We start from the raw sequence: 21,535 nt of genomic DNA on the forward strand, positions 1-21,535 counted from the left end.
GCCGGTGCACGGTGGCGCCGCAGCTCGAAGGACGATCCGGTCGGGTCGGTGCTGATCGTGTGGTGTGCCGAAAAAAGTCCGACGAATCTCGGTCACGGTGTCGATCCAGCCGGTTGCTGTTCGACGCGTATGTAGCGGCCGGGGAGAGGACCTGCGGCCACCGAGACGAAGGAGACCTCGATGAAGTTCATGATGATCGTCAAGGCCGGCGCCGAGTCGGAGTCGGGTGTGCTGCCCAGCGAGCAGGAGCTGGCCGAGATGGGCGCGTACAACGAGGAGCTCGTCAGGTCCGGCGTGCTGCTCGACGGCGACGGTCTGCAGCCCAGCTCGAGCGGCGCGCGGGTGCAGTTCTCCGGCAAGGGGCAGTCGACCGTGGTCGACGGCCCGTTCACCGAGACCAAGGAGTTGATCGCCGGCTACTGGATCATCGATGTGAAATCCAGGGACGAGGCCATCGCATGGGCCCGCCGTGCACCGTTCCGCGGAGGCGAGGTCGAGGTGCGCAAGGTGCACGAGGCCGAGGACTTCGGCGAGAACTTCACGCCGGAGCTGCGAGAGGCCGAGGAGCGGCTGCGCGAGCGGATTGCCGAGCAGCACAAACAGTAGCGGTCGATTCAGGGCCCCGGCTGCATCGGGATGCCTTGCCGTGGTGGCGAGTGCCTGCTCTGATTGGCGGTTGTGACGGTAACCGACACCCGGCGCGCGGTCGAAGCGGTGTGGCGGATCGAGTCCGCGCGGCTGATCGGCGGTATCGCGCGGATGGTGCACGACATCGGCGTCGCGGAGGAGCTCGCCCAGGAGGCGCTCGTGGCGGCGCTGGAGCAGTGGCCGGAGTCGGGCGTGCCGGACAGTCCGGGCGCCTGGCTCATGGCCGTCGCGAAGCGCCGCGCGATCGACCGGTTCCGTAGGCAGGAGCGTTTCGAGCGCAAGCTCTACGAGCTCGGCAGGGAGCTGGAGACCCAGCAGGTGGCATCCGAGCCGGAGCTCGATGACATCGGTGACGACGTGCTGCGGCTGGTGTTCACCGCCTGCCACCCGGTGCTGTCGGCCGAGGCACGCGTCGCTCTCACGCTCCGGTTGCTCGGCGGGCTGACGACCGGGGAGATCGCGCGTGCGTTCCTGGTGCCCGAACCGACAGTCGCGCAGCGTATCGTACGGGCGAAGAAGACGCTCGCGAGGGAGAACGTTCCGTTCGAGGTGCCGGAGGGCCCCGAGCTCGCCCGCCGGCTGTCGTCGGTGCTCGAGGTCATCTATCTGGTCTTCAACGAGGGTTACTCCGCGACTGCGGGCGACGACTGGATGCGACCCGAGATGTGCGCGGAGGCTCTCCGGCTCGGTCGCATCGTCGCGCAGCTCGCCCCGAACGAACCCGAGGTACACGGGCTCGTCGCGCTGATGGAGATCCAGGCGTCGCGGGCACGCGCCCGCACGACGTCCACCGGTGAGCCGGTGTTGCTCCTCGACCAGGACCGGGGTCGCTGGGACCGGCTGCTGATCCGGCGTGGCCTGGCAGCGTTGGAGCGAGCCGCTGCGCTCGCGGACTCGCCCGGCCCGTATGCGCTGCAGGCCGAGATCGCTGCCTGCCACGCGAGGGCGCCCACCGCGGAGGTGACGGACTGGGACCGTATTGTCGCGCTCTACGCCGAGCTGGGCCGGACGGCCCCCTCGCCGGTTGTGGACCTGAACAGGGCCGTCGCGGTGTCGATGGCCTCGGGGCCCGCGGAGGGGCTCGCGCTCGTCGACCGGCTGGCAGGCGAGCCCGCGCTCGCGACGTACCACCTGCTGCCGAGCGTGCGTGGGGACCTCCTGGTCAAGCTCGGCAGGCACGCCGAGGCCGTCGAGGAGTTCGCGCGCGCCGCCTCGCTGACCGGCAACGAGCGCGAGCGCGCCCTGCTGCTTGGCCGCGCCGACGATGCCCGGAGCGGGTCGTGAGCTCCCAACAGGTGGCGCTGCTGCGGCGGGGGACGAACCGCAGCAACGAAACCATCAGGCAGAGTCTTGTGCGGCACATCACATTCCCGTAAGCTGACCGTATGTGCGGTCAGTCCCTGGTTCCGGGGAGAGGTGAGTTGATGAGTCGAGGCGGTGTGCTGCTGCTCGACGCCCTCCGCCCCTGGGTCGAGCAGGATCCGGGTGGAGTGGCGCTTCGCTTCGAGGAAATGACGCTGACCTGGGAGCAGCTGTCCGACAGAGTGCTGCGGAACGCCGACGCGCAGCGAGCGCTCGGCCTGCGACCGGGTGACCGCGTCGCGTTCGTCGACAAGAACCACGCCGCGTGTCTCGAGACCACGCTGGCCTGTTCGGCGGCCGGCACGGTGAACGCGGTCGTGAACTTCCGGCTCGCCCCCGCCGAGCTCGTCCATGTGATCAAGGACTCGACCGCGCGCGTGCTGTTCGTCGGGCACGAGTTCCGCGAGACCGTGGATGAGCTGCTGCCGGAGCTGCCCGATGTGGAGCGCGTCGTCACCGTCGGTGGTGCCCACGACGAGTACGAGCCGTTGCTCGCGGCCGCGGCCGCCGTCGATCCCGCGCATTCGGCGAGCGTCGACGACTGTTTCCTGCAGCTGTATACCTCGGGCACGACCGGCCATCCCAAGGGCGCGATGCTGACCCATCGTTCCCTCGTGGCGCACGGAAGGGCCGCGGCGCGCGGGTTCGGGTTCGAGCGCGACTCGGTGAACATGGTGGCGATGCCGCTGTTCCACGTCGGCGGGACCAGTTGGGCACTGGCGGGCATGATGCGGGGCTGCACGACGATCGTCGTGCGGGAGGTCGTGCCCGACAGGGTCCTGGCACAGCTCGCGGAAGATTCGGTCACGCACGCCTTCTTCGTCCCAGCGGTTTTCGGGTTCTTCCTGCAGACGCCCGGTGTCGCCGACTACGACTACTCGAGCCTGCGCTGCCTCGGTTACGGCGGGTCACCCATGCCCACGGCGCTGTTGCGCAGCGCACTCGACGTCTTCCCGGTGGACTTCTACCAGGTGTACGGGATGACGGAGGCCTCGGGAGTGTTCTGCATCCTCGGTCCCGAGGAGCACCGGGACGACGCGCATCCGGAGCGGCTCGTGTCGGCCGGCAGGCCCGTCGACGGTGTCGAACTCAGAGTCGTCGACCCTGTCACCGGCATGGAGGTTCCCGACGGTCACGTCGGCGAGTTCCATGTGCGTGGTGAGCAGGTCATGGCGGGCTACTGGCGGCTTCCCGACGCCACCGGATCGACCATTGTGGATGGCTGGCTGCGCACCGGCGATGCGGGCAGGCGCGACGAGGACGGCTACGTCTACGTCGAGGACCGTGTGAAGGACATGATCATCACCGGAGGTGAGAACGTCTACCCCGCCGAGGTCGAGCGGGTCCTGTCCGAGTATCCGGACGTGGGGGAGGTGGCCGTCATCGGCGTGCCGGACGATACCTGGGGCGAGTCCGTGAAGGCCGTCGTGGCTCCGGGGCAGGGTGCCGAGCTCGACACCGAGAAGCTGCTCGCCTTCGCCGCGGGGAACCTGGCCGGGTACAAGCGACCCAGGAGTGTCGACGTCGTCGAGGCGCTGCCCCGCAACGCCACCGGCAAGATCCTCAAGCGGAGCTTGCGCGAGCCCTACTGGAAGGGCCGCGAGCGGGCGCTGTGATACTCACGCGAGGGCTCGCCGAGACACCACGTACGGTTGCACGACTCGATGGTCACCGAGGAGCACGCGATGGTAGCCGAGCAGGCTGCGCGCCGTAGGGCAGATTCCCGGGACGACATCCTGGCGACGTTCACGCGGCATGTCGCCGAGCACGGCTACAACGAGACGAACCTCGCGGCGATCGCCGCCGAGCTCGGGTTGAGCAAGGGCACCATCGTCCACCACTACGGGACCAAGGATCGCCTGCTCGCCGCGCTGCACGAGTCGTACATGCGTAAACGCCTCGACGAGGCGCGGTGCATCGTCGAGCGGCTGCGCACACCCGCCGAGCAGCTGGCAGGGCTGCTGTTCTCCTTCGTGCTGTACCAGGTGCACGATCGGGATGCCACGGTTGCCTTCCAGCGGGAGATCGCCCGTATCGCCGGTGGCGAAGGAGTCCGGCTGCGTGACGCGTACCTGGAGCTCGTGCGCGACGTGCTCCGCAGAGGCACCGATTCGGGCGCCTTCCGCGATGGGGACGTGCCGGTGCGGAGCCTGCTGATGTTCGGCGCCAGCCAATGGGCGTGGACCTGGTTCCGGCCGGACGGACCGCTTGCGGCCGAGGAGGTCGGCGGCACGCTGGTGGACATGGTGCTCGGCGGGCTGCTCGTGCACAGGAGTGGCCTGGCGGAGCTGGCCGACCCGCGCGGCCGGGTGATGCTGTCCGTGCGGGAGTGTCTCGAGCTCGACGTACCGGGCCCGACGCCGTGAGCGGAGGTCACCGCTTCGTGCCGGGCCGCCAGATCTTGCCTTCCAGGGTGTACTCGGGTTCCGTGGTCAGGGCGGCCTGCTCGTCCACGGCGCCTGCCATGGCCAGCGCCGATATGGCTGCGTCGAAGGCGTCCGCGCTTTCGGCGGCGCACTCGCGAAACTCCGGGAGCATCGGCACGTCGGAGAGGTACCGCCGGCGTGCGTTCGGGCTGCTCTTGGACACGGGTCCGGTCAGCAGGCGGGGGAAGATCTCGACGACAACGGGCATTCCTGCCGGGTCGAAGGGCCAGACGTGAAAGCCTGCGCCGCTGAGCCGGTGCAGTGCCTGCATCCCGTACAGCGAGCCACGCCCGACCTGGCCGGCTCCCACGAGCTGGAACACGGATTTGGGGCGCGCTCCGGACGATCGCGACTCGAGCTCGGTCCGGCGGAACTCCTGCTCCGGTGTCAGCGCCGGCGGCTTTGCACTCGTCCAGAAAGGAGGCTCGGGTTCGTTGATCCACCGCGCCAGCCCTACGCGTCGCATTCGCGGTGTCAACCGCTCACCGGCGAGAGCTGCCCAGAGCCGCCGGGCGTCGTAACCACGTTCCCTGAGGTACCAGGCGGGCAGGGAGAACGCGAAGTCGATACCGACGATCAGGTCCGGGTCCCGCTGCGCTTCGGCGATCAGGGAGTCGACGAGCCGGTCACGCGTCCGGCCGCACTCGAGCCGGGTGAGTCGCCCGTCGACCGCTTCGGCCAGCCAGATCGCCCGTCGCTGCTCAGGCCCCTTCCTTCCGGACCAGTCGACGGCGATGACGCGCGGTTGCTTCACCGTGAGCAGGTTACCCGCGTGAGCGGACCCGGTCAGCCGTCAGGCCCCGAGGTAACCGGTGCCCGGAGTGCGAGCACCGTGCGTATCCCTGCCCGCCCTCTCGCCTACCGGTCACGGTGATGGCCATCACCCGGCACTGCTCCGGTGGCCACCACCGCCAGCAGGGTGAGAACGATTCCGCCCGCCGCGGCCAGCGGCACGGGAACGGCGACGGCCAGCAGCATGACCACAGCGAACCCGAGCGGGAAGCGCACCAGTGACCACCGGGACAGCTCCTGCCATCCGGGCACGATGCACACGATCCACATCGCCAGGAGGGTCGCCGCGACAGCCAGTGCCAGCGGGAACGCATCCCACCGCTGCAGCCCGGCGACGTCATCGCCCGGCAGGGCGGATGCACGGTCGGCGAGGTATCGTGCCGCGCCTCCGAGCACACCGATCGGACCGACGATCGCGTAGTGCCCGTACTCCCACAGCGGCGCGAAACGACCGGCCGCCAGCCGCGCATGCGGGAGGGAGTAGTACAGCCAGAGTACGCACACCGTGCTCACCGCGCTGATGACAGCCACGAGGATCACTGCGCCCGGTGTGGAACCGGTGACGCCCAGCTGGATCGCATATACCGTGGCTGCGATGACCTGGGCGGCCACCGTCAGGGTGAGTCGGCCGTACCGACCGGCGAGGTGCGCCGGGTGGGTCCGGACCGGAGCGCCACGTTGCGCCCAGGCAGGCACGGCCAGTTCCAGTACCACCAGCACGGCGAACACGCGCAGCGCCCACGGCTCGGGCAGTGCCAGGCGTCCGAGCCAGCACGCCTGCAGTACGACGAGGCCGGCGGCGAACTTCAGGCAGGTCGCCCGGCGCGGCGGATCCGCGCCCGCAGCCCGGCACCATTGCGCGGCCAGCGGCAACCGCATCACCGCGTATCCCACGGTGATCACGGTGAAATCGTGCTCGGCCACGGCGGCAGGAACGCCTGCCGCGAGTGCGGCCGCCCCGAGTATCTGCACCGTGGTCAGAGCCCAGGTGAGCCCGTCGTCGGTGTCGTAGGCAGAGCTGAACCAGCTGAAGTTCAGCCACGCCCACCAGATGGCGAAGAACACCATCGCAAAGCCCAGGACCGCCTGCGCCCACATTCCGGTGTGGAGCAGCCCGGTCAGCCGCATGGCGGCGAATCCGGACGCGGCTGCGAACGCGAGGTCGAACAGCAACTCCAGCGATGACTGGCCACCCGACTCGGCCGGATGCCGGGCCCGTACCGGCCGGTACAGCGAGTGGGGGATCTGGACGCTATCCACCGTGACTTCCGTTCAACACCGGCCGGTCAGGCCACGCCGACCTGCGCCCGGATCGCGCTGGAGTAGACGGCCATGCCCAGCATGCACAGCGTGGTGGCGCCTGCGAGGGCTATCGGTGTGAATATCCCGGTGGTCAGGGCCAGTATCGCCAGCGCGACGATCAGGCAGGCGACGAGCACGCGGGAGAGGGCGAGGTTCCCGGTGCGCGCCCGGATGTAGATCAGGTTGCCCACCAGGTACAGCACCGGACCACCCGCGATACAACCCACCACAGGCGCGTCGAGATGGTCCAGTGGGTGCGCGGTGACCTGCTCGATCGAGACCGCGAGCACGATCGCTCCTGCGACCATGACGGCGTGGGCGTAGGCGAACGCCGACCGCGCGATCTCGGTCTGCCGCGCTCCCTCGGGATCGGACTCTCGCTCGACCGTGATCCGGTAACCGAAGTAGTTCCACCACAGCAGCACCAGGCCGGCGAAACCGATGACAGTGGCGGCGACCACCGGGGCCGTCAGCTCGATATCGGTCAGCGTGAACCCCATGATCAGGATCGACTCGCCGAGCGCGATCAGGAACACCAGCCGGTTGCGTTCGGCGAGATGCTCGCTGTGCAGCGGCCACGTCGGCATCGGGGCCGTACCGAAACCGGGGACGGCGAACCGGGCCATCGGAGCCGCGTAGTCGATCACGGCGGCGAGTGCCCAGATCCAGAGCCGGTCGTCGCTGTCCGCGAGGGCGCCCGCGATCCACACCACCCCGGCGAGCGCGCTCCACGTCAGCAGCTTCGCGTAGTTCGCCCCGAGCTGCGTCCCCCGGCACGCCCACACCATGAAGCCGCTGCGTACCAGCTGCAGCAGCACGTAGGCCGTCGCGAACAACAGCGCCTCGTCTGCGAACGCGCTCGGCAACGCCACCGCCATCCCCAGCGCGAACAGCATCAGCAGCGCAAGCAACGCGCGAACCGTGGCGTTCTCGGGGTTGAGCCAGTTCATCGCCCACGCCGTGTAGTTCCACCCCCACCACACGGCCAGGAACAGCACCACCGTCTCGGCGACACCGACGACGGTGAGGTGCTCGAGCAGGAAATGGGACAGCTGAATGACGGCGAACACGTAGACGAGATCGAAGAACAGCTCGATCGCGCCCACTTCCGGTGCGTGACCGCCACGGCGCTCGCGCAGTACTGGGCATTCCGCAGGCATGTGATCAGGTTAGCAATGCGATGCCGGTGCCGCTGGAGGTGACATCCGGGCAGGTCGCCGCCATGTGTGGACCTTTCCCTGCTCGTCGCGCGCCCGACGTGGGGGTACCCATCGTGTTTGTGGAGTCACCGGAATTTTCTGTTTCCACCCGAGAAGTTCCCTTCCCTAATGTGACGGTCGAAAGTCGACACATCGCGACAGCGGCCGGGAAAGGAACCAGTAGATGGCACGGAACTCGCTGCACGACGAAGTGGCCGTTGTGGCCGGAGGCGCCAAGAACCTGGGTGGGCTGCTCAGCCGGGAGTTCGCCGCGGGCGGCGCCGACGTGGTCGTGCACTACCACGGTGACCACTCCGCAGGCGACGCGGAGGACACGGCCAAAGCGGTACGTGAGGCCGGTCGCCGCGCTGTCACTGTTCAGGGTGACCTCACCCAGGTCAGTGAGGTACGCCGGTTGTTCGACACCGCGATCGACGCCTTCGGCGGCGTGGATGTCGCGGTGAACACGGTGGGCATGGTGCTGCGCAAACCCATCCTCGACACGACCGAGGAGGAGTACGACACCATGTTCGCCATCAACTCCAAGGCGGCGTACTTCTTCCTGCAACAAGCCGGGCGGCGGCTCAATGACAACGGCAAGATCGTCAACCTGGGCACCTCACTGCTCGCGGCGTTCACCGACGGCTACTCCACCTACGCGGGCGGGAAGGCTCCGCTCGAACACTTCACCCGCGCCGCGGCGAAGGAGTTCGCCGACCGCGGCATCTCGGTGAACACCGTGGCGCCGGGGCCGATGGACACCCCGTTCTTCCACCCGCAGGAGACCCCGGAGCGCGTCGAGTTCCACAAGTCGCAGGCCCTGGGCAACCAGCTCACCCAGATCGAGGACATCGTGCCGATCATCAGGTTCCTGGCCACCGACGGATGGTGGTTCACGGGCCAGACGGTGTTCCCGAACGGTGGCTACACCACTCGGTGAGTGCCAGGGGCGGGGTGGCCCGCGGGTCACCCCGCCCCTGGCACCATCGCGGCCGCCGCCCGGGGGATCGGCCTGCCACGGCGCGTGTGACCTCCCCCGCGCGTTCCGGCAGGCTCGGGCTACCGTCGTCCTGTGACACTCGACCTGGATCGGCTGGAGCAGCTCATCGCTGTGGCCGAGGAAGGCAGCGTCACACGGGCGGCCACGCGACTGCACCTGTCACAGCAGGCGCTGAGCACGTCGCTGCGCAACCTCGAACGCGAGGTCGGTGTGGAGCTGCTCGACCGCGGCGGCACCGGCATCCGGGTGCTGCCCGCGGGCGAGGCGCTGATCGCGGACGGCCGCGTGCTCCGGGGGCTTGCCCGCTCGGCGCTGGACCGTGCCCGGCGCATCGGACGCGGCGAGCCGGACGTGCTCCGGCTCGGCCACACCCCGGCGGTGACCGGTGAGGAACTCGGCACCCTGCTGCACACCGCCCGTACCCTGCACCCGCACCTGAGTATCGAACCCCACCAGGAGTACCCGGGGACACTGCTGGACCGGCTACTCGACGGAGGGCTCGATCTCGGGCTGTGCCGCGCGATGCGCCCGGTACAGGGGCTGGCGCGTACCACCCTGGCCTGGCACCGGCTGCGTATCGCCGTCAGTGCCGAGCATCCTCTGGCCACACGCGACAGCGTTGCCTTCGCGGACATCGCCGAGCACACCATCGTCGTGTGGGGCCGGCCCGGCACGTCCGGCTACACCGACCTGCTTGTGGACACGTGCCGGCGTGCAGGCTTCGAGCCGAGGGTCCAGCGCACCGAGCTCCAGGGCGTGCCGCCGGCGACGGCGGTGGTCGGCACCGGCCACATCGCGTTCGTGACCTCCCAGGCCGGCCCGGCCGCTGGCGGCGCGGCACACGTGATCACCCTGACGCCACCGACGCACGTGCCACTCGTCGCCGTCTGGCCCGACCACGCCGGTTCGCCTGCCCGGGAGGCCTTTCTGGAGGCCGTCGCCGAGCACGATGCCGACCGAGGTCCGGCGAACGGCTGACGACCCTCGGCGAGCAGCGGCGTCGCCGGTCACGAGGGGGGCAGTTGCGGACTCGGCAGCCGGGTCCCGGTCAGATGCTGCGCAGGACCGAGACGACGATGCCGAGGATGACGGCCGAGTCGCCGTCGATGACCTCGTAGTCGGGGTTGCGCGGCTCGAGACGGACGTGGCCGTTGCGGCGGCGGTACACCTTGACGGTGGCCTCGTCGTCGATCATCGCGGCGACGGTCTGGCCGGAGTGCGCCTCGGGCTGCTTGCGGACCACGACGATGTCGCCGTCACAGATCGCGGCGTCGATCATGGAGTCCCCGCGCACGCGCAGGCCGAAGATGTCGCCGCGCCCGGTGATGCCGCGGGGCAACGTCAGAAGGTCATCGACGTGCTCCTCGGCGGCGATGGGAACGCCCGCGGCGATGTCGCCGACAACGGGCACGCTGACCGAGTCGTCGGCGGGCTCACGCGTCGCGGGCGGTTGCAGGAACGCCCGCACGTCGATCGGGCGCGACATCGTCGTACTGCGCCGCAGGAACCCCTTCTCCTCCAGGCTCGCCAGGTGTCGCGACACCGACGACGAGGAGCGCAGGCCGACAGCGTCCCCGATCTGCCGCGTGCTCGGCGAGTACCCGTACCGGACCACCCAGTCCCGGATCGTGACCAGGATGTGTTGCTGGCGCGGCGGCAGGGTAGAGGTGTCCGGGTACTCGAAGGCATCAAGATCGTCGTAGGCAGTCACCCGCCGGATGGTAGAGGCAAGCACTCGCGGTCGAACCACCGGCACGCACGGTCAACGGCCCGGGGTGCCGTTGCGAGGGTCGTCCGGCGCTCGGTGGCCGGGATCGTGCTCGTCCCGCCCGGACTGCCCCGCTTTGCCCGGAATGCCCTGGAACGGCGTGCTCCCGGCCACGTCGGAAGGCGGGCGGAAGACACGCATGAGATCGTGCGGCACGGGGAACACCCTGGTGAGTTCGTGGCGCGTACACAGCTCGGGCTCAGCTGACGCTCAGGACTGTGTCGCATGGTGAGGTTATGAGCGAGAACGATCGGGATGCACGTCAGGACCGGCCCGGTCCCGAAGCCGCGTGGCCGGGCGGCGCGGCGTCCTACGACGCCGGGCAGTCCCAGCCGGATGCCGCCGACCCGTGGTCGCGGCAGGCGCACGAGCCGGGCGGGGCGGGCCAGGCCGGCGCGATGTACGGCTCCGGCTACCCCGCCTACGGCGGGATGCCTCCGATGCCGCCCGTGCAGGCCGGGCAGGCCGGGCAGGGCGGGCAGGGCGCCACCGGCCCACAGCCCGCGGGTGGCGGTGCCGGTGGCCGTCCACGGCGGTTCAGTACGGCACTGCTCGCGATCGTCACCGCCATCGCGCTCGTCGCCGGGGGTGCGGCAGGCGCCCTCGGGGGGTATCTGGTTGCCGATGGAACTGGGATCGTGGCCGGTAGCAGCGGGCTGAACCAGCCGCCGGGTACGCAGACCGAGGATGCGCCGGAAGGGTCGGTCGAAGCCGTCGCGAAGAAGGTCAACCCGAGCGTGGTGCAGCTGCAGGTCGCCGCGGAAGGCCGCGCGGGGCGTGGGTCGGGTGTCGTCATCAGCGAGGACGGCCACATCATGACCAACAGCCACGTCGTGGCGCCCGGCGGTACGTCCGGCCGGATCCGGGTGCAGTTCCAGGACGGCGAGCAGACCGAGGCCGAGCTGGTGGGCCACGATCCGACCACGGATGTCGCCGTGATCCGGGCCGAGGGGGTCGACGATCTCACGCCGGCTCAGCTGGGGCGTTCTGCCGACCTGGACACGGGCCAGCGGGTCGTGGCGATCGGGTCGCCATTCGCGCTGTCCGGTACGGTGACCTCCGGCATCATCAGTGCGCTGGACCGCCCGGTGCGCGCGGGCGGTACCGAGGGCGACCAGGCGACAGTGTTGAACGCGATCCAGACGGACGCGGCCATCAACCCCGGAAACTCCGGTGGTCCGTTGACGGACATGAGTGGCCGTGTCATCGGGATCAACTCGGCCATCTACAGCCCGGGACAAGCACTCGGCGGGGGTTCGCAGGGCAATGTCGGGATCGGCTTCGCCATCCCGATCGACCAGGCACGCCGCACGGCAGAGGAGATCATCGACACGGGTCAGGCCACCCAGACCTACATCGGTGCGCTGGTCAGCGACGCCCCCGACGGCGGGGTCCAGATCCGTGAGGTCCAGTCGGGCACCCCGGCCGAGGAAGCGGGTCTCGAGCCGGGCGATGTGATCACCGAGATCGGTGATCGGCGGACCGGCGACGCGGACACGCTCATCGCCGAGATCCGCACACGCACACCGGGTGAGACGGTCACACTGACCCTCGAGGACGACTCCACGCTGGAGATCACCCTGGGCGGCAAGCCGGTGGAGACCGGGTAGCGGATGCCCTCACGGAGCGGTCCCCTCCGGTGAGGGGCACGGTGAGCGCGTGTGCCGACGGTTCGGCCGGGTGAAAGGTGACGTGGCCGCCGGTGCCGTCGATGTCGAGGCAAGCGATCTGGTTGCGGAACAACGGCCCGGCGGTCTTCGTCCATCGCAACGGCAACGAGGTGACGCCGCGTCGGCGGGCGAGCCGCCGCGCGACAGTGGCGGCGACGGAGGTCCAAGCGAGCCGGAAGGCGAGCCGTACGACGGCAGGCACGGAATTGTGCACCGGTGAGCACGTCAGTTGCCACACTCTGGCCGGCACGCGGGTCGGGTAGTGGGCTTCGGCGGCATAGCTGTGGTGCACGTCGCCGGAGAGCACGCTCACGGTGGCCGGTGGCCGCCCGGTGTGCTCACCGCGCGCGATCGCCCCGATCAGCCTCGCCAGCCGGTCGAACGATTGCCTGAACGCCGGCCAGTGTTCGAGGTCGAAGGCCTGCCGGACGCGTTCGGCGAGGAGCCCGCGACAGCCACGTTGATCGCAGGCACGCTCGTTGGCGGACTCGATGTGGTGGATGGCGTGCGGCATCAGCCATGGCAGGGAGGACCCGATAACCAGGTGCTGGTAGTCACCCCGCGTGGTGTCGCTGAGCCAGTCGAAGTCGGAATCCGAGATCATCTGCCTGCGCCCGTCGAGGATCCTCCCGCAGCGGGTGTCGACCACCACGAGACGCACGGAGCCGAAGTCGCGGCTGTAGCTGAACCGGACCGGCTTGACACCGTCGGTCTCGGTCTCGGCGTGTTCGGCGAACCGCCGGAGTACCTCGATGGCGTCGCCGGTACGGCCGGCGCGTTGCACCTGCCGGAAGACTCTGTCGGCGGCCAGCTCGTCCGGCGTGAGGTTGCCGAGATGCTGGTACACCCAGTAGGAGACCAGCGCGTCGCACTCCCGTCGGGCCCACCACGGATGCCGCGCCATCCGCTGGCGCCACGCGCGCGAGGTGTTCCAGTCGTCGTGCACGTCGTGATCGTCGAAGATCATCGCCGTGGGGACCGTCGACAGCAGCCACCGGATGTCCGGATCGGTCCACGTTTCCTGATAGAGCCAGGTGTACTCCTCGAACTCGGTGACCTCGACTCCGGGTGGGCGAGTGGTGTCGCGACGAGCCCGGATCAGCTGACGGATCCGTTCCGAGGTCTCATCGGCATAGACCTGGTCACCGAGCAGGAGAAGCGCATCGGGCCAGTCGGGTTCGGGCATGCTGCCCATCCGGACGGCGTAGGCATCGAGGGCATCCGCGCCGAGCGTGCGACGCCCTCGAGCATCCCGGTCAGCGGCGTAACGGCAGGAACCGAACAGCAGCCGCATCGCCGAGCCCTGATCCCGGCTGTGGGTCCGGATCCGGCTGTGCGGGTATCGGGAGTCGTGCCGTGGCCAGACGCGGGTCCCGTCCAAGCGCACGTCGTACGGGATGCTCGTACCCGGTGCCAGCCCCGTCACGACGACGAGCGCGTAGTGGTGCCCGCCGACACAGAACGTCGGGGCGCTCGCGCCCGCGACCTCCACCATGCAGGAACGATCGGTTTCGAGCCACACGGTCGCCGAGGTGGTGTCGACGTACCGCAGGATCGGTCCCAACACCAGATGTGCCTTAGCCATCGCACGGTCCCTCTCGCCTGCGTGTCACCGGTCCGCGTGCGCCCTCGCAGCCGCGGCGGGAATCGTCTGTGGTGCCGTTCGGTCCACGGGTATTGTGGCAGCGAAACGCCGCCCATTCGCCAGCGAAGTATCAGCGCATGATCGAGCTTTCCAGTGTCCTGGATGTCGACGATCCGGCTCGGCGCCGTCGACGCATCGTCGGAACACTTGTCGAAGCCTTCTCGGACCTGATGGAGGCGGCCCCGGTCGCGTTCCGTACGAAGTTCCGCAAGATGGCCGCGTCGCCGTTCGCCTTCTACCGTGGCAGCGCATGCCTGTTCTATGCGGATGTGACGCAACTGCACGATCCCTGGGTCGACGAGCAGACCGATCGCGTGTGGATCCAAGGCGATCTGCATGCGGAGAACTTCGGTACGTACATGGACGACGAGGGCGTGCTCGTCTTCGACGTCAACGACTTCGACGAGGCCTATCTCGGGCATTTCACCTGGGATCTGCAACGATTCGCCGCGAGTATCGCCCTGCTGGGCTGGAGCAAGGCCATGCCTGACGCGGTCATCGAGCAGTTCGTCCGGACCGCCACGCACGCCTACCTGGACCAGGTACGCCGGTTCGCAGCGGGCGAGCAGGACTCGGCGTTCTCGCTGAACCTGGCCACGACCGACGGGCCGATTCGCGGAGTGTTGCAGAGGGCGCGCCTGCACAGCCGGAAGACACTACTCGATGCGGAGACGGAGATCGAAGGGTACGACCGCAGGTTCCGCGATGGGCCCGGAATCCGCCGCCTCGACGAACGCGAGTACGCGCGCGTCCTTGATGCTTTCCACCGGTACCTGGAGACCATCCCGCAAGGGAAGAGGATGCATGACCTCGCGTACACGGTCAAGGATGTGGTCGGACGCAGCGGGTTCGGTATCGGCAGTGCGGGACTACCCGCGTACAGCGTGCTCATCGAGGGTGCCAACGAGGCGCTGGAGAACGACATCCTGCTGTCGGTGAAGCAGGGCAACGTGGCGGCGCTGTCGCAGGTCGTCCCGGATGCGCATATCCGCCGGTACTTCCTGCACCACGGCCAGCGGACGGCGGTGTCCCAGCGTGCGCTGCAGGCACATGCCGATGCGATGCTCGGCTATACCGAGATCGGTGGCGTCGGCTACGTCGTCTCCGAGGTCTCGCCCTACGAATGCGATCTATCCTGGACCGAGCTCACCGATCCGGAGGAGATCCGGCACGTGCTGGACTACCTCGGTCGCGCTGTCGCCAAGGCACACTGTGTCTCCGACTTCGATTCCTACCAGGCGCCGGTGTCGGCCAACGTCGAAAGCGCCATCCGTGACGTCATCGACGGCCGCGACGAGGACTTCTCGCAATGGTTGTGGGAGTTCGCGCGGGACTACTCGGATGTGGTGCGTGATGATCACCGGCTGTTCGTCGACGCGTTCCGCCATGACGAGATTCCCGGCGTCACGGCCACTCGCCCGCACTGACACGGCGGCCGGGGCGTCCGCCGCCGACTAGCTCCCTTCGTGACCGCCGTGACGGCCATCCGGACGGTCCTGGTCGTCGTCGCGGTTCGCCTGCCCGCCGTCCTGCTGGTCGCGTGGCTCATCGGCCAGCATCCCCTTCGCCTTCTGGGCCAGGCCGTCGATCCTGTCCGAGTGTTGACCGAACCTCGACTTCGCGGAGTTCGTGGCTTGATCGATGCCTTTGTCGATCTTGTCGCTGTGTTTGCGGAGCGTGGATTTCGCGGCGTGTGTGAGCTTTCGAAGGTCCATCTCGTCTGGTTCTCCTCGCGTGCGGCACTCGGTCACAGGAGCCGAGTGGGTTGTGGTTCCTGCTGAGCAGGCCCACCCTTCATTCAACTCCTTCTCGTCAAGTCCGCAAGCCGATGCACGCTCGCGGTCACGGCACGAGTCCGGGCGGTGGCCCGGCGGACGCCGGCGCGGCTGGCCGCGTACCCCGGTACCGTCGTCGATAGGATTCCTGGTGACGTCGGGTCGGCCCGCTGGTGTGGTGCCGGCCCCGCCCGACCGTGATCGGCATGCTTGGCCGGAGCGGTGGCGGCAACCGGCCCGGAACGGCATCGAAACGGAGCAACCTGTGCTGGACATCAGCCCGCTCACCTGGGGTCTCACCATCGGCGTGATCATCGCGCTACTCGCCGTCGATTTGATCTCGGCAGCCGTGCGCCCGCACCGGGTGGGGTTGCGCGAGGCCACGATCTGGTCGGTGTTCTACATACTCGTCGCTGTCGCGTTCGGTGTCTGGTTCACGATCCAACACGGCGGCACGTTCGGCACCGAGTACTTCGCAGGCTACATCGTCGAGAAGAGCCTCTCGGTCGACAACCTGTTCGTCTTCGTCATCATCATGACGACGTTCGCCGTCCCGGACAGGCACCAGCACAAGGTGCTGACCTTCGGCATCGTGCTCGCGCTGGTCATGCGTGCGTTCTTCATCGCGGTGGGTGCCACGCTGCTCTCGCTGCTGTCGTTCGTGTTCCTGCTGTTCGGTCTGTTGCTGATCTACACGGCGGTGCAGCTGTTCCGGCACCGCGACGAGGACCCCGATGTCGATGACAACGTGCTGGTCAAGGCCGCACGCCGGGTGCTGCCCGTCACCGACGAGTACATCGGCGGGAAGCTCGTCGCCCGCGTCGACGGCCGCCGGATGGTCACCCCGTTGCTGATCGTGCTGATCGCGATCGGCAGCATCGACGTACTGTTCGCGGTCGACTCCATTCCCGCTGTCTTCGGCGTCACCGAGGAGCCCTACATCGTCTTCGTCGCGAACGCGTTCGCGCTTCTGGGGCTGCGTGCGTTGTACTTCCTGGTCAAGGGGCTGCTCGACCGGCTGGTGTATCTCTCGACCGGCCTCGCGCTGATCCTGGGGTTCATCGGTGTCAAGCTCATCCTGCACTGGGCCCATGTCGACATCGACGGGCGCGTTCCGGAGATCTCCACACCGGTCAGCCTCGTCGTGATCGTCGTGGTTCTGCTCGTGGTGGTCGTCGCGAGCCTGATCAAGACCCGGCGCGACCCCACGGCCAAGGCGCACGCCGGCTCGCTGCGGGCGCACGCCGCCCAGACCGACACCTCCCGCCCGGGCCGCAGCGGCGGGCGGTAGGCGCCCGCCGCGGTGGCCCTCGTGCCCGGCGGTGGTCCGCGTCATTCCGCGCGTTCTCCGGGGCGCCTCGGCGGTGGGAGCAGTGCTGTGGCTGTGGTGGTGATGCTGGTCAGCGCGGTCGCGATCACGGGGTGCTCGCGGCTGCCGAGGCGGGTGGCGGCGAGGATGCGGCGCGCGGGAGCGGGTTCGCCGTGCAGGGGAATGCGTGCGACGGGCCAGTCGTCGTGCAACCGGGCGAGCCGGGGCACGAGGATGATTCCGAAATGGTGGGCGACGAGTGCGGTGCCGGTGTCCCACTCGTCGGCGTAGTGGGCGATGTTGGGGGTGAACCCGGCGGCCGTGCAGGCGGTGAGCACCAGGTGGTGGTACGTGCTGCCGGGCCGTCCCAGGATCCATGGCTCGTCGGCGGCGTCGGCGAGGGTGACCGTGGGGCGGGTGGTCAGGCGGTGCTCGCTGGGTACGACCAGGTCGAGGGGATCGTCGAGCAGGGGCTGCTGGTCGAAGCGGGTGTCCGAGGCCGGCGGGGTGTCGGCTGTGGCTATCAGCAGTGCGAGGTCGGCGTCGCCTGCCAGTAGCAGGTCGAAGCAGCGGGCGGGCTCGGCCTCGATGACGCGCACGGTCAGCTGCCGGTAGCGGTCCCGCAGGGTAGCCGCTGCAGGAGGCAGGAGGTGCGTGGCCGCGGTGGAGAAGCCGCACAGCGTGATGGAGCCGCCGGTCTCGTCGGCGGTAGCAGCCAGCTCGGCCTGCGCGCGCTCGGCTTGCGCGTACAGCACGTCGGCGTGGCGCAGCACGGTGGCCGCGGCCGCGGTCAGCCGGATGCCCCGGCCGGACTGGGTCAGCAGCTCGACGCCGAGCTCGGCTGCCAGCTGCCGCAGCTGGTGCGAGACCGCAGAGGGCGTGTAGTGCAGCGCCGCCGCAGCGGCTGTCACCGTGCCGTGGTGAGCGACCATCTGTAGGACTCGCAGCTTCGGATCGATCATGTCATCATTTTGCACGGTTCCGTGCGTAAACGTTTGCTTCTCTTCACCAGTCATGGACACCACGCTGGACGCGTGCTGCTCGAGGGGTTCTCTGACGATGGCTGTGCCGGCGTTTCCCACATCCGGCGTGTGCGCCGGACCCGCGACCGCAGGCGTGAGGTGCGCACGGCGGTGTACCTGCTGGTGGTGCTCACGGCCGGGGTGTACCTGCCCAGCCCGCTGCATCCGGACTACCAGCACGCCTTCGGGTTCAGCGACCTGACGATGACGCTGATCTACGCGATGTTCGCGCTGGTCAGTGCGCCCGCGCTGGTGCTGTTCGGGCCTGCGTCGGACGCGGTCGGTCCCCGGGCCGTGCTGCGGACCAGCCTGGTGGTGGCCGCGCTCGCCTCCGGTTGCTTCGCCCTCGCCCACGGCCCGGGCTGGCTGCTGGCCGGACGCGCCGCGCAGGGACTGGCATTGGGTGCGGCCACGGGGGCGGCGACCGCGTTGATCACCGATCATGCCCCCGGAGGCGACCGGCTACGGGCGTCGGTGCTGGCCAGCGTGGCGTTCGTTGCGGGAACGGCGGCGGGCCCGATCGCCGCGGGTACGTTGGCGCAGTACGCGCCCGCGCCGCGGGTACTGCCGTACCTGGTGCACCTTGTCTTGCTGGCGATCGGGTGGTGGCGCGTATCCGCTCTGACCACTCCTGTGTCGCGGTCGCGTCGATGGCGGCCGACCCGACCGCGCATACCGCGCGGTATGCGCCTGGTGTTCGGCACGGCAGCGGCGACCGGCTTTCTCGCCTGGACCGTGGCCGGGCTCTTCCTTGCCGTGGTCCCGACCGTGCTCAGCCGGGGTGCCCGGATCAGCGACCTGGCTATCATCGGCGGCATCGTCGGTGCCGTGCTGGCCTGTTCCGCGCCGGCTCAACTCGTCGTGGCGCGATGCGGTGCGCACCGCGCGCAGCTCGCCGGCCTCATAGCCCTGCTGGCCTGCTTCGGCGCCCTCGCATTGACCGGCGGCAGTTCGGTGGCTGTGACCGTGTGCGCGGCCGTGGCAGCCGGGATCGGACACGGACTGGCCTATGGCGGGGCCGCCGCTGCCGTCGGTGCGCTCGCACCCGACAGCAAGCGGGGCGAGATCAGCTCAGCGCTGTACATCGCCTTCTACTGCGGCGCGGGAGGCCCGGCCGTCGCGGTCGGGCTGCTGACTCTCTGGTATCCCCTGCACACCGCGGTGTCCTGGCTCAGCGCCGCCGCGGCCGTCCTCGTCCCGTTCGTCGGTGTCGCCGTCGTGGTCGCGAACCGTGCACCCGGCCGGCGACTCGCCTGGTCAGGGTCGGTGCGGAACCGGCGTGTCCGCGGCCCGCTCAACCGGCGGGAGACGGGTTGGCCGCGGGTGTACGTCCGTTCGCCCGGTCGCGCTTCAGCGCTGTCCGGCCAGTGTGGCCAGTACGCGGCCGAACAGGTCCTCGGGGACGGACTACTCGTCGAGACTGGACTCCATCGCGAGCCCGTTGGAAAGGGCGAGCACGACGACGGCTGCCTCTTCCCCGTCGAACGGTAGGTCCAGGCCGTGTTGCTCGGCGAAGCGCTCGAACAAGCCGTACTCGGACTCCTCGCCCTTGGCCATCAGGTACGACGGCGCGCACTCCGGGCCGAGCCCGTGCGTGCCTACCGCATAGGACACCAGCGGCCGGGTGGCGCCGGGCCCGGTACGGCGAAAGGTGACAGTGCTGTGTCCCCCGGATGTGATCAGGGCAACTGCTTCGCCCACTTCTCGTAGTTAGGTTTGGTTTACCTAATGCGGTAGGGTCACTATCCGGTGACCGCGGGAGGTGTTCTGTGACTGTTGGTGATGTGCGGGTGGCGACCGACAAGCTCGCCGCTGGGTACGGCAAGAGCCGTGTCGTGGACGACGTGGATCTCACGTTGCCTGCCGGCGAGGTCACGGTGCTGGTCGGGCCGAATGGTTGTGGCAAGTCGACGCTGCTGCGGACGGTGGCGGGGCTGCTGCCCGCCCTCGACGGCGCGGTGCACGTCGACGGCGCCCCGCTGCACTCCCTGTCGCGCCGTGCGCTGTCGCAACGGCTGGCCTTCCTGCCACAGGCTTCGCACGTCCCGGCGGGCGTCACCGTCCGTGAGCTCGTCCGGCACGGGCGCTACGCCCATCGCGGAGCGTTCGCCAGGCACACGGACGAGGACCGCGAGTCGATCCGGTGGGCATTGTCCGTCACCGATGCCGAGCCGCTCGCCGACAAGTGCCTCGACGAGCTGTCCGGTGGCGAGCGGCAACGCGCCTGGCTGGCGACCGTGCTTGCGCAGCGGACGAGGATACTGCTGCTCGACGAGCCGACCACCTATCTCGACCTGCGGCACCAGTTCGACGTGCTCGACGTGGTGCGCAGGCTGGCACGCGAGTATCACATCGCGTGTGGCGTCGTGCTGCACGACCTGATGCATGCGGCCGCGTACGGCGACCGGCTCGTGGTCATCGCCGAGGGCGCGGTGCTGCGGTCGGGGCCTCCGGAGGAGGTGCTGGCCTCCGACGCCATCGAGCGCGCGTTCGGCCTCAGCGTCAGCGTGGTTCGTGACCCGGGCACGGGGTACCTGACCTGTTTCCCCCAGCGGCCGCCGGTCGCGCTGTAACCGGTCGTTCGGGCGTAGAACGACGGAAATCGAAGGAGGAACTAGATGAACATGCTCGTACGTGCGGTGACGGCTGGTGGAGCAGCCGTCGCGCTGGCACTGTCGGCAGGCTGCGGCAGTGGGACGGTCGCCGATCCCGGCGCCGAGGACACCACTGCCGAGTCGGGTTCGATCACTGTGGCCACCGCCAAGGGCGACGTGGAGCTGAGCGAGCCCGCGACGGATGTGGTGTCCCTCGAATGGTCCTACACCGAGGAGCTGCTCGCGCTCGGCGTGACACCCGTGGGTGTGGCCGACAGCGAGGCGTACGGCGACTGGGTTTCCGCCCCCGGCGCCGAGATACCGGACGATGTGACCGACGTCGGTTCGCGGCAGGAGCCGAGCATCGAAAAGATCAAGCAACTCGACCCGGACGTGATCGTCTCCGACCTCGACCGGCTGGAGGCCAACTTCGACCAGCTCAACGACATCGCGCCCGTACTCGCGTTCCAGCCGACCGACGGGCCCGCGCTCGAGACGATGCGGCAGGACTTCGGTGAGCTGGCCAAGGCGGTCGGCAAGCAGGACGAGGCCGACGAGGTACTCGCCGACCTCGACGACAAGGTCGACGAGGTCGAGGGCAGGCTCGACGACGCGGGCGAGGCAGGCAGCACCTTCGCGCTCGCCCAAGGTTTCACCGCGGAAGGTTCGCCCGGCATCCGCATGTTCACCGGCGAGTCCCTCGCGGGCACGTTGATCGAGTCGGTGGGTCTGGAGAACGGCTGGTCCGGCGAACCGGACGACTGGGGTATGACCACCGTCGGTGTCGAGAGCCTGACCCAGGTGGACTCCGAGGCGACCTTCCTCTACATCGCGCTGGAGCAGGACGACCCGTTCACCGGCGCCCTGGCCGACAACGAGGTGTGGACGGACCTGCCGTTCGTCGCCGAGGATCGGGTGCGGGCGCTCGATCCCGGCACCTGGGTCTTCGGTGGGCCGCTTTCGGCGATGCACCTGCTCGACGAGACCGCGGCCGCCTTCGACGCGTGACGGAGGGGACCCGAC

At 69.1% G+C, this 21,535-nt stretch carries 21 protein-coding genes; 12 read left to right on the forward strand and 9 right to left on the reverse strand.

The annotated features are described in order from the left end of the window. Positions 1 to 180: 180 nt before the first annotated feature. The 4 genes from CHB84_RS13790 (at position 181) to CHB84_RS13805 (ending at position 4,376) form a co-directional block, all read left to right on the forward strand. Entirely contained in the window at positions 181 to 606 is a 426-nt protein-coding gene (locus CHB84_RS13790; RefSeq protein ID WP_089302007.1) for a YciI family protein, read from the forward strand. A 63-nt stretch (positions 607 to 669) separates the two neighbouring features. Continuing rightward, entirely contained in the window at positions 670 to 1,932 is a 1,263-nt protein-coding gene (locus tag CHB84_RS13795) for an RNA polymerase sigma factor (protein WP_245818732.1), read from the forward strand. 140 nt (positions 1,933 to 2,072) lie between these two features. Further along, positions 2,073 to 3,626, forward strand: coding sequence for a long-chain-fatty-acid--CoA ligase (locus tag CHB84_RS13800; RefSeq protein ID WP_089302008.1), 1,554 nt, complete (start codon positions 2,073 to 2,075; stop codon positions 3,624 to 3,626). A 69-nt stretch (positions 3,627 to 3,695) separates the two neighbouring features. Continuing rightward, positions 3,696 to 4,376: a TetR/AcrR family transcriptional regulator gene (locus tag CHB84_RS13805; RefSeq protein ID WP_089302095.1), complete on the forward strand. Its 681-nt coding sequence runs from the start codon at positions 3,696 to 3,698 to the stop codon at positions 4,374 to 4,376. A 7-nt stretch (positions 4,377 to 4,383) separates the two neighbouring features. Here CHB84_RS13805 and CHB84_RS13810 read toward each other — a convergent pair whose 3' ends face one another. The 3 genes from CHB84_RS13810 to CHB84_RS13820 form a co-directional block, all read right to left on the reverse strand. Further along, complete coding sequence (locus CHB84_RS13810) at positions 4,384 to 5,190, reverse strand: hypothetical protein (RefSeq protein WP_176439953.1); 807 nt, start codon at positions 5,188 to 5,190, stop codon at positions 4,384 to 4,386. Positions 5,191 to 5,294: 104 nt separating this feature from the next. Further along, a complete protein-coding gene (locus CHB84_RS13815; RefSeq protein ID WP_089302009.1) occupies positions 5,295 to 6,488 on the reverse strand; it encodes a low temperature requirement protein A in 1,194 nt (397 codons plus the stop codon). A gap of 26 nt (positions 6,489 to 6,514) precedes the next feature. Next, complete coding sequence (locus CHB84_RS13820; protein WP_089302010.1) at positions 6,515 to 7,690, reverse strand: low temperature requirement protein A; 1,176 nt, start codon at positions 7,688 to 7,690, stop codon at positions 6,515 to 6,517. Positions 7,691 to 7,913: 223 nt separating this feature from the next. Here CHB84_RS13820 and CHB84_RS13825 point away from each other — a divergent pair, with 223 nt between their 5' ends. Together CHB84_RS13825 and CHB84_RS13830 are read left to right on the forward strand one after the other, a co-directional pair. Next, the gene (locus tag CHB84_RS13825; RefSeq protein WP_089302011.1) at positions 7,914 to 8,669 is read left to right on the forward strand and encodes an SDR family oxidoreductase; all 756 of its coding nucleotides are present in this window, start codon (positions 7,914 to 7,916) and stop codon (positions 8,667 to 8,669) included. 132 nt (positions 8,670 to 8,801) lie between these two features. Continuing rightward, positions 8,802 to 9,707: a LysR family transcriptional regulator gene (locus tag CHB84_RS13830; protein ID WP_089302012.1), complete on the forward strand. Its 906-nt coding sequence runs from the start codon at positions 8,802 to 8,804 to the stop codon at positions 9,705 to 9,707. A gap of 70 nt (positions 9,708 to 9,777) precedes the next feature. Here the strand turns inward: CHB84_RS13830 and lexA are convergent, their stop codons facing one another. After that, the gene (gene lexA / locus CHB84_RS13835) at positions 9,778 to 10,440 is read right to left on the reverse strand and encodes a transcriptional repressor LexA (protein WP_089302013.1); all 663 of its coding nucleotides are present in this window, start codon (positions 10,438 to 10,440) and stop codon (positions 9,778 to 9,780) included. A 51-nt stretch (positions 10,441 to 10,491) separates the two neighbouring features. Further along, entirely contained in the window at positions 10,492 to 10,653 is a 162-nt protein-coding gene (locus CHB84_RS22935; RefSeq protein WP_176439954.1) for a hypothetical protein, read from the reverse strand. 80 nt (positions 10,654 to 10,733) lie between these two features. On the opposite strand from CHB84_RS22935, the gene CHB84_RS13840 reads away from it, so the two are divergent. After that, the gene (locus CHB84_RS13840) at positions 10,734 to 12,107 is read left to right on the forward strand and encodes a S1C family serine protease (protein ID WP_089302014.1); all 1,374 of its coding nucleotides are present in this window, start codon (positions 10,734 to 10,736) and stop codon (positions 12,105 to 12,107) included. On the opposite strand, the gene CHB84_RS13845 is transcribed toward CHB84_RS13840, so the two are convergent. Next, on the reverse strand, positions 12,073 to 13,752 hold the full coding sequence (locus CHB84_RS13845; protein ID WP_089302015.1) for an alkaline phosphatase D family protein: 1,680 nt from the start codon (positions 13,750 to 13,752) through the stop codon (positions 12,073 to 12,075). The two genes, CHB84_RS13840 and CHB84_RS13845, sit on opposite strands and share 35 nt — an antisense overlap. A 137-nt stretch (positions 13,753 to 13,889) precedes the next feature. On the opposite strand from CHB84_RS13845, the gene CHB84_RS13850 reads away from it, so the two are divergent. Continuing rightward, complete coding sequence (locus tag CHB84_RS13850; protein WP_089302016.1) at positions 13,890 to 15,239, forward strand: DUF2252 domain-containing protein; 1,350 nt, start codon at positions 13,890 to 13,892, stop codon at positions 15,237 to 15,239. Between the two features lie 27 nt (positions 15,240 to 15,266). Here CHB84_RS13850 and CHB84_RS13855 read toward each other — a convergent pair whose 3' ends face one another. After that, positions 15,267 to 15,527 carry an antitoxin gene (locus CHB84_RS13855; protein WP_089302017.1) on the reverse strand — a complete coding sequence of 87 codons (261 nt, stop codon included), beginning with the start codon at positions 15,525 to 15,527 and terminating at the stop codon, positions 15,267 to 15,269. Between the two features lie 325 nt (positions 15,528 to 15,852). Between CHB84_RS13855 and CHB84_RS13860 the strand changes: the two genes are divergently transcribed. Further along, positions 15,853 to 16,878, forward strand: coding sequence for a TerC/Alx family metal homeostasis membrane protein (locus tag CHB84_RS13860; protein ID WP_089302018.1), 1,026 nt, complete (start codon positions 15,853 to 15,855; stop codon positions 16,876 to 16,878). Positions 16,879 to 16,919: 41 nt separating this feature from the next. Here the strand turns inward: CHB84_RS13860 and CHB84_RS13865 are convergent, their stop codons facing one another. Continuing rightward, positions 16,920 to 17,858, reverse strand: a complete 939-nt coding sequence (locus CHB84_RS13865; RefSeq protein WP_089302019.1) for a LysR family transcriptional regulator — start codon at positions 17,856 to 17,858, stop codon at positions 16,920 to 16,922. Between the two features lie 72 nt (positions 17,859 to 17,930). Between CHB84_RS13865 and CHB84_RS13870 the strand changes: the two genes are divergently transcribed. Next, positions 17,931 to 19,409 carry an MFS transporter gene (locus tag CHB84_RS13870; RefSeq protein WP_089302020.1) on the forward strand — a complete coding sequence of 493 codons (1,479 nt, stop codon included), beginning with the start codon at positions 17,931 to 17,933 and terminating at the stop codon, positions 19,407 to 19,409. Here the strand turns inward: CHB84_RS13870 and CHB84_RS22415 are convergent. After that, a complete protein-coding gene (locus CHB84_RS22415) occupies positions 19,326 to 19,619 on the reverse strand; it encodes a hypothetical protein (protein WP_141134689.1) in 294 nt (97 codons plus the stop codon). The genes CHB84_RS13870 and CHB84_RS22415 overlap by 84 nt on opposite strands. Before the next feature lie 68 nt (positions 19,620 to 19,687). Here CHB84_RS22415 and CHB84_RS13875 point away from each other — a divergent pair, with 68 nt between their 5' ends. Together CHB84_RS13875 and CHB84_RS13880 are read left to right on the forward strand one after the other, a co-directional pair. After that, on the forward strand, positions 19,688 to 20,491 hold the full coding sequence (locus CHB84_RS13875) for an ABC transporter ATP-binding protein (RefSeq protein WP_089302021.1): 804 nt from the start codon (positions 19,688 to 19,690) through the stop codon (positions 20,489 to 20,491). A 45-nt stretch (positions 20,492 to 20,536) separates the two neighbouring features. Next, positions 20,537 to 21,520 carry an ABC transporter substrate-binding protein gene (locus CHB84_RS13880; protein WP_089302022.1) on the forward strand — a complete coding sequence of 328 codons (984 nt, stop codon included), beginning with the start codon at positions 20,537 to 20,539 and terminating at the stop codon, positions 21,518 to 21,520. Positions 21,521 to 21,535: the final 15 nt, after the last annotated feature.

Source organism: Haloechinothrix alba, assembly GCF_900188115.1.
Lineage (GTDB): Bacteria > Actinomycetota > Actinomycetes > Mycobacteriales > Pseudonocardiaceae > Haloechinothrix > Haloechinothrix alba.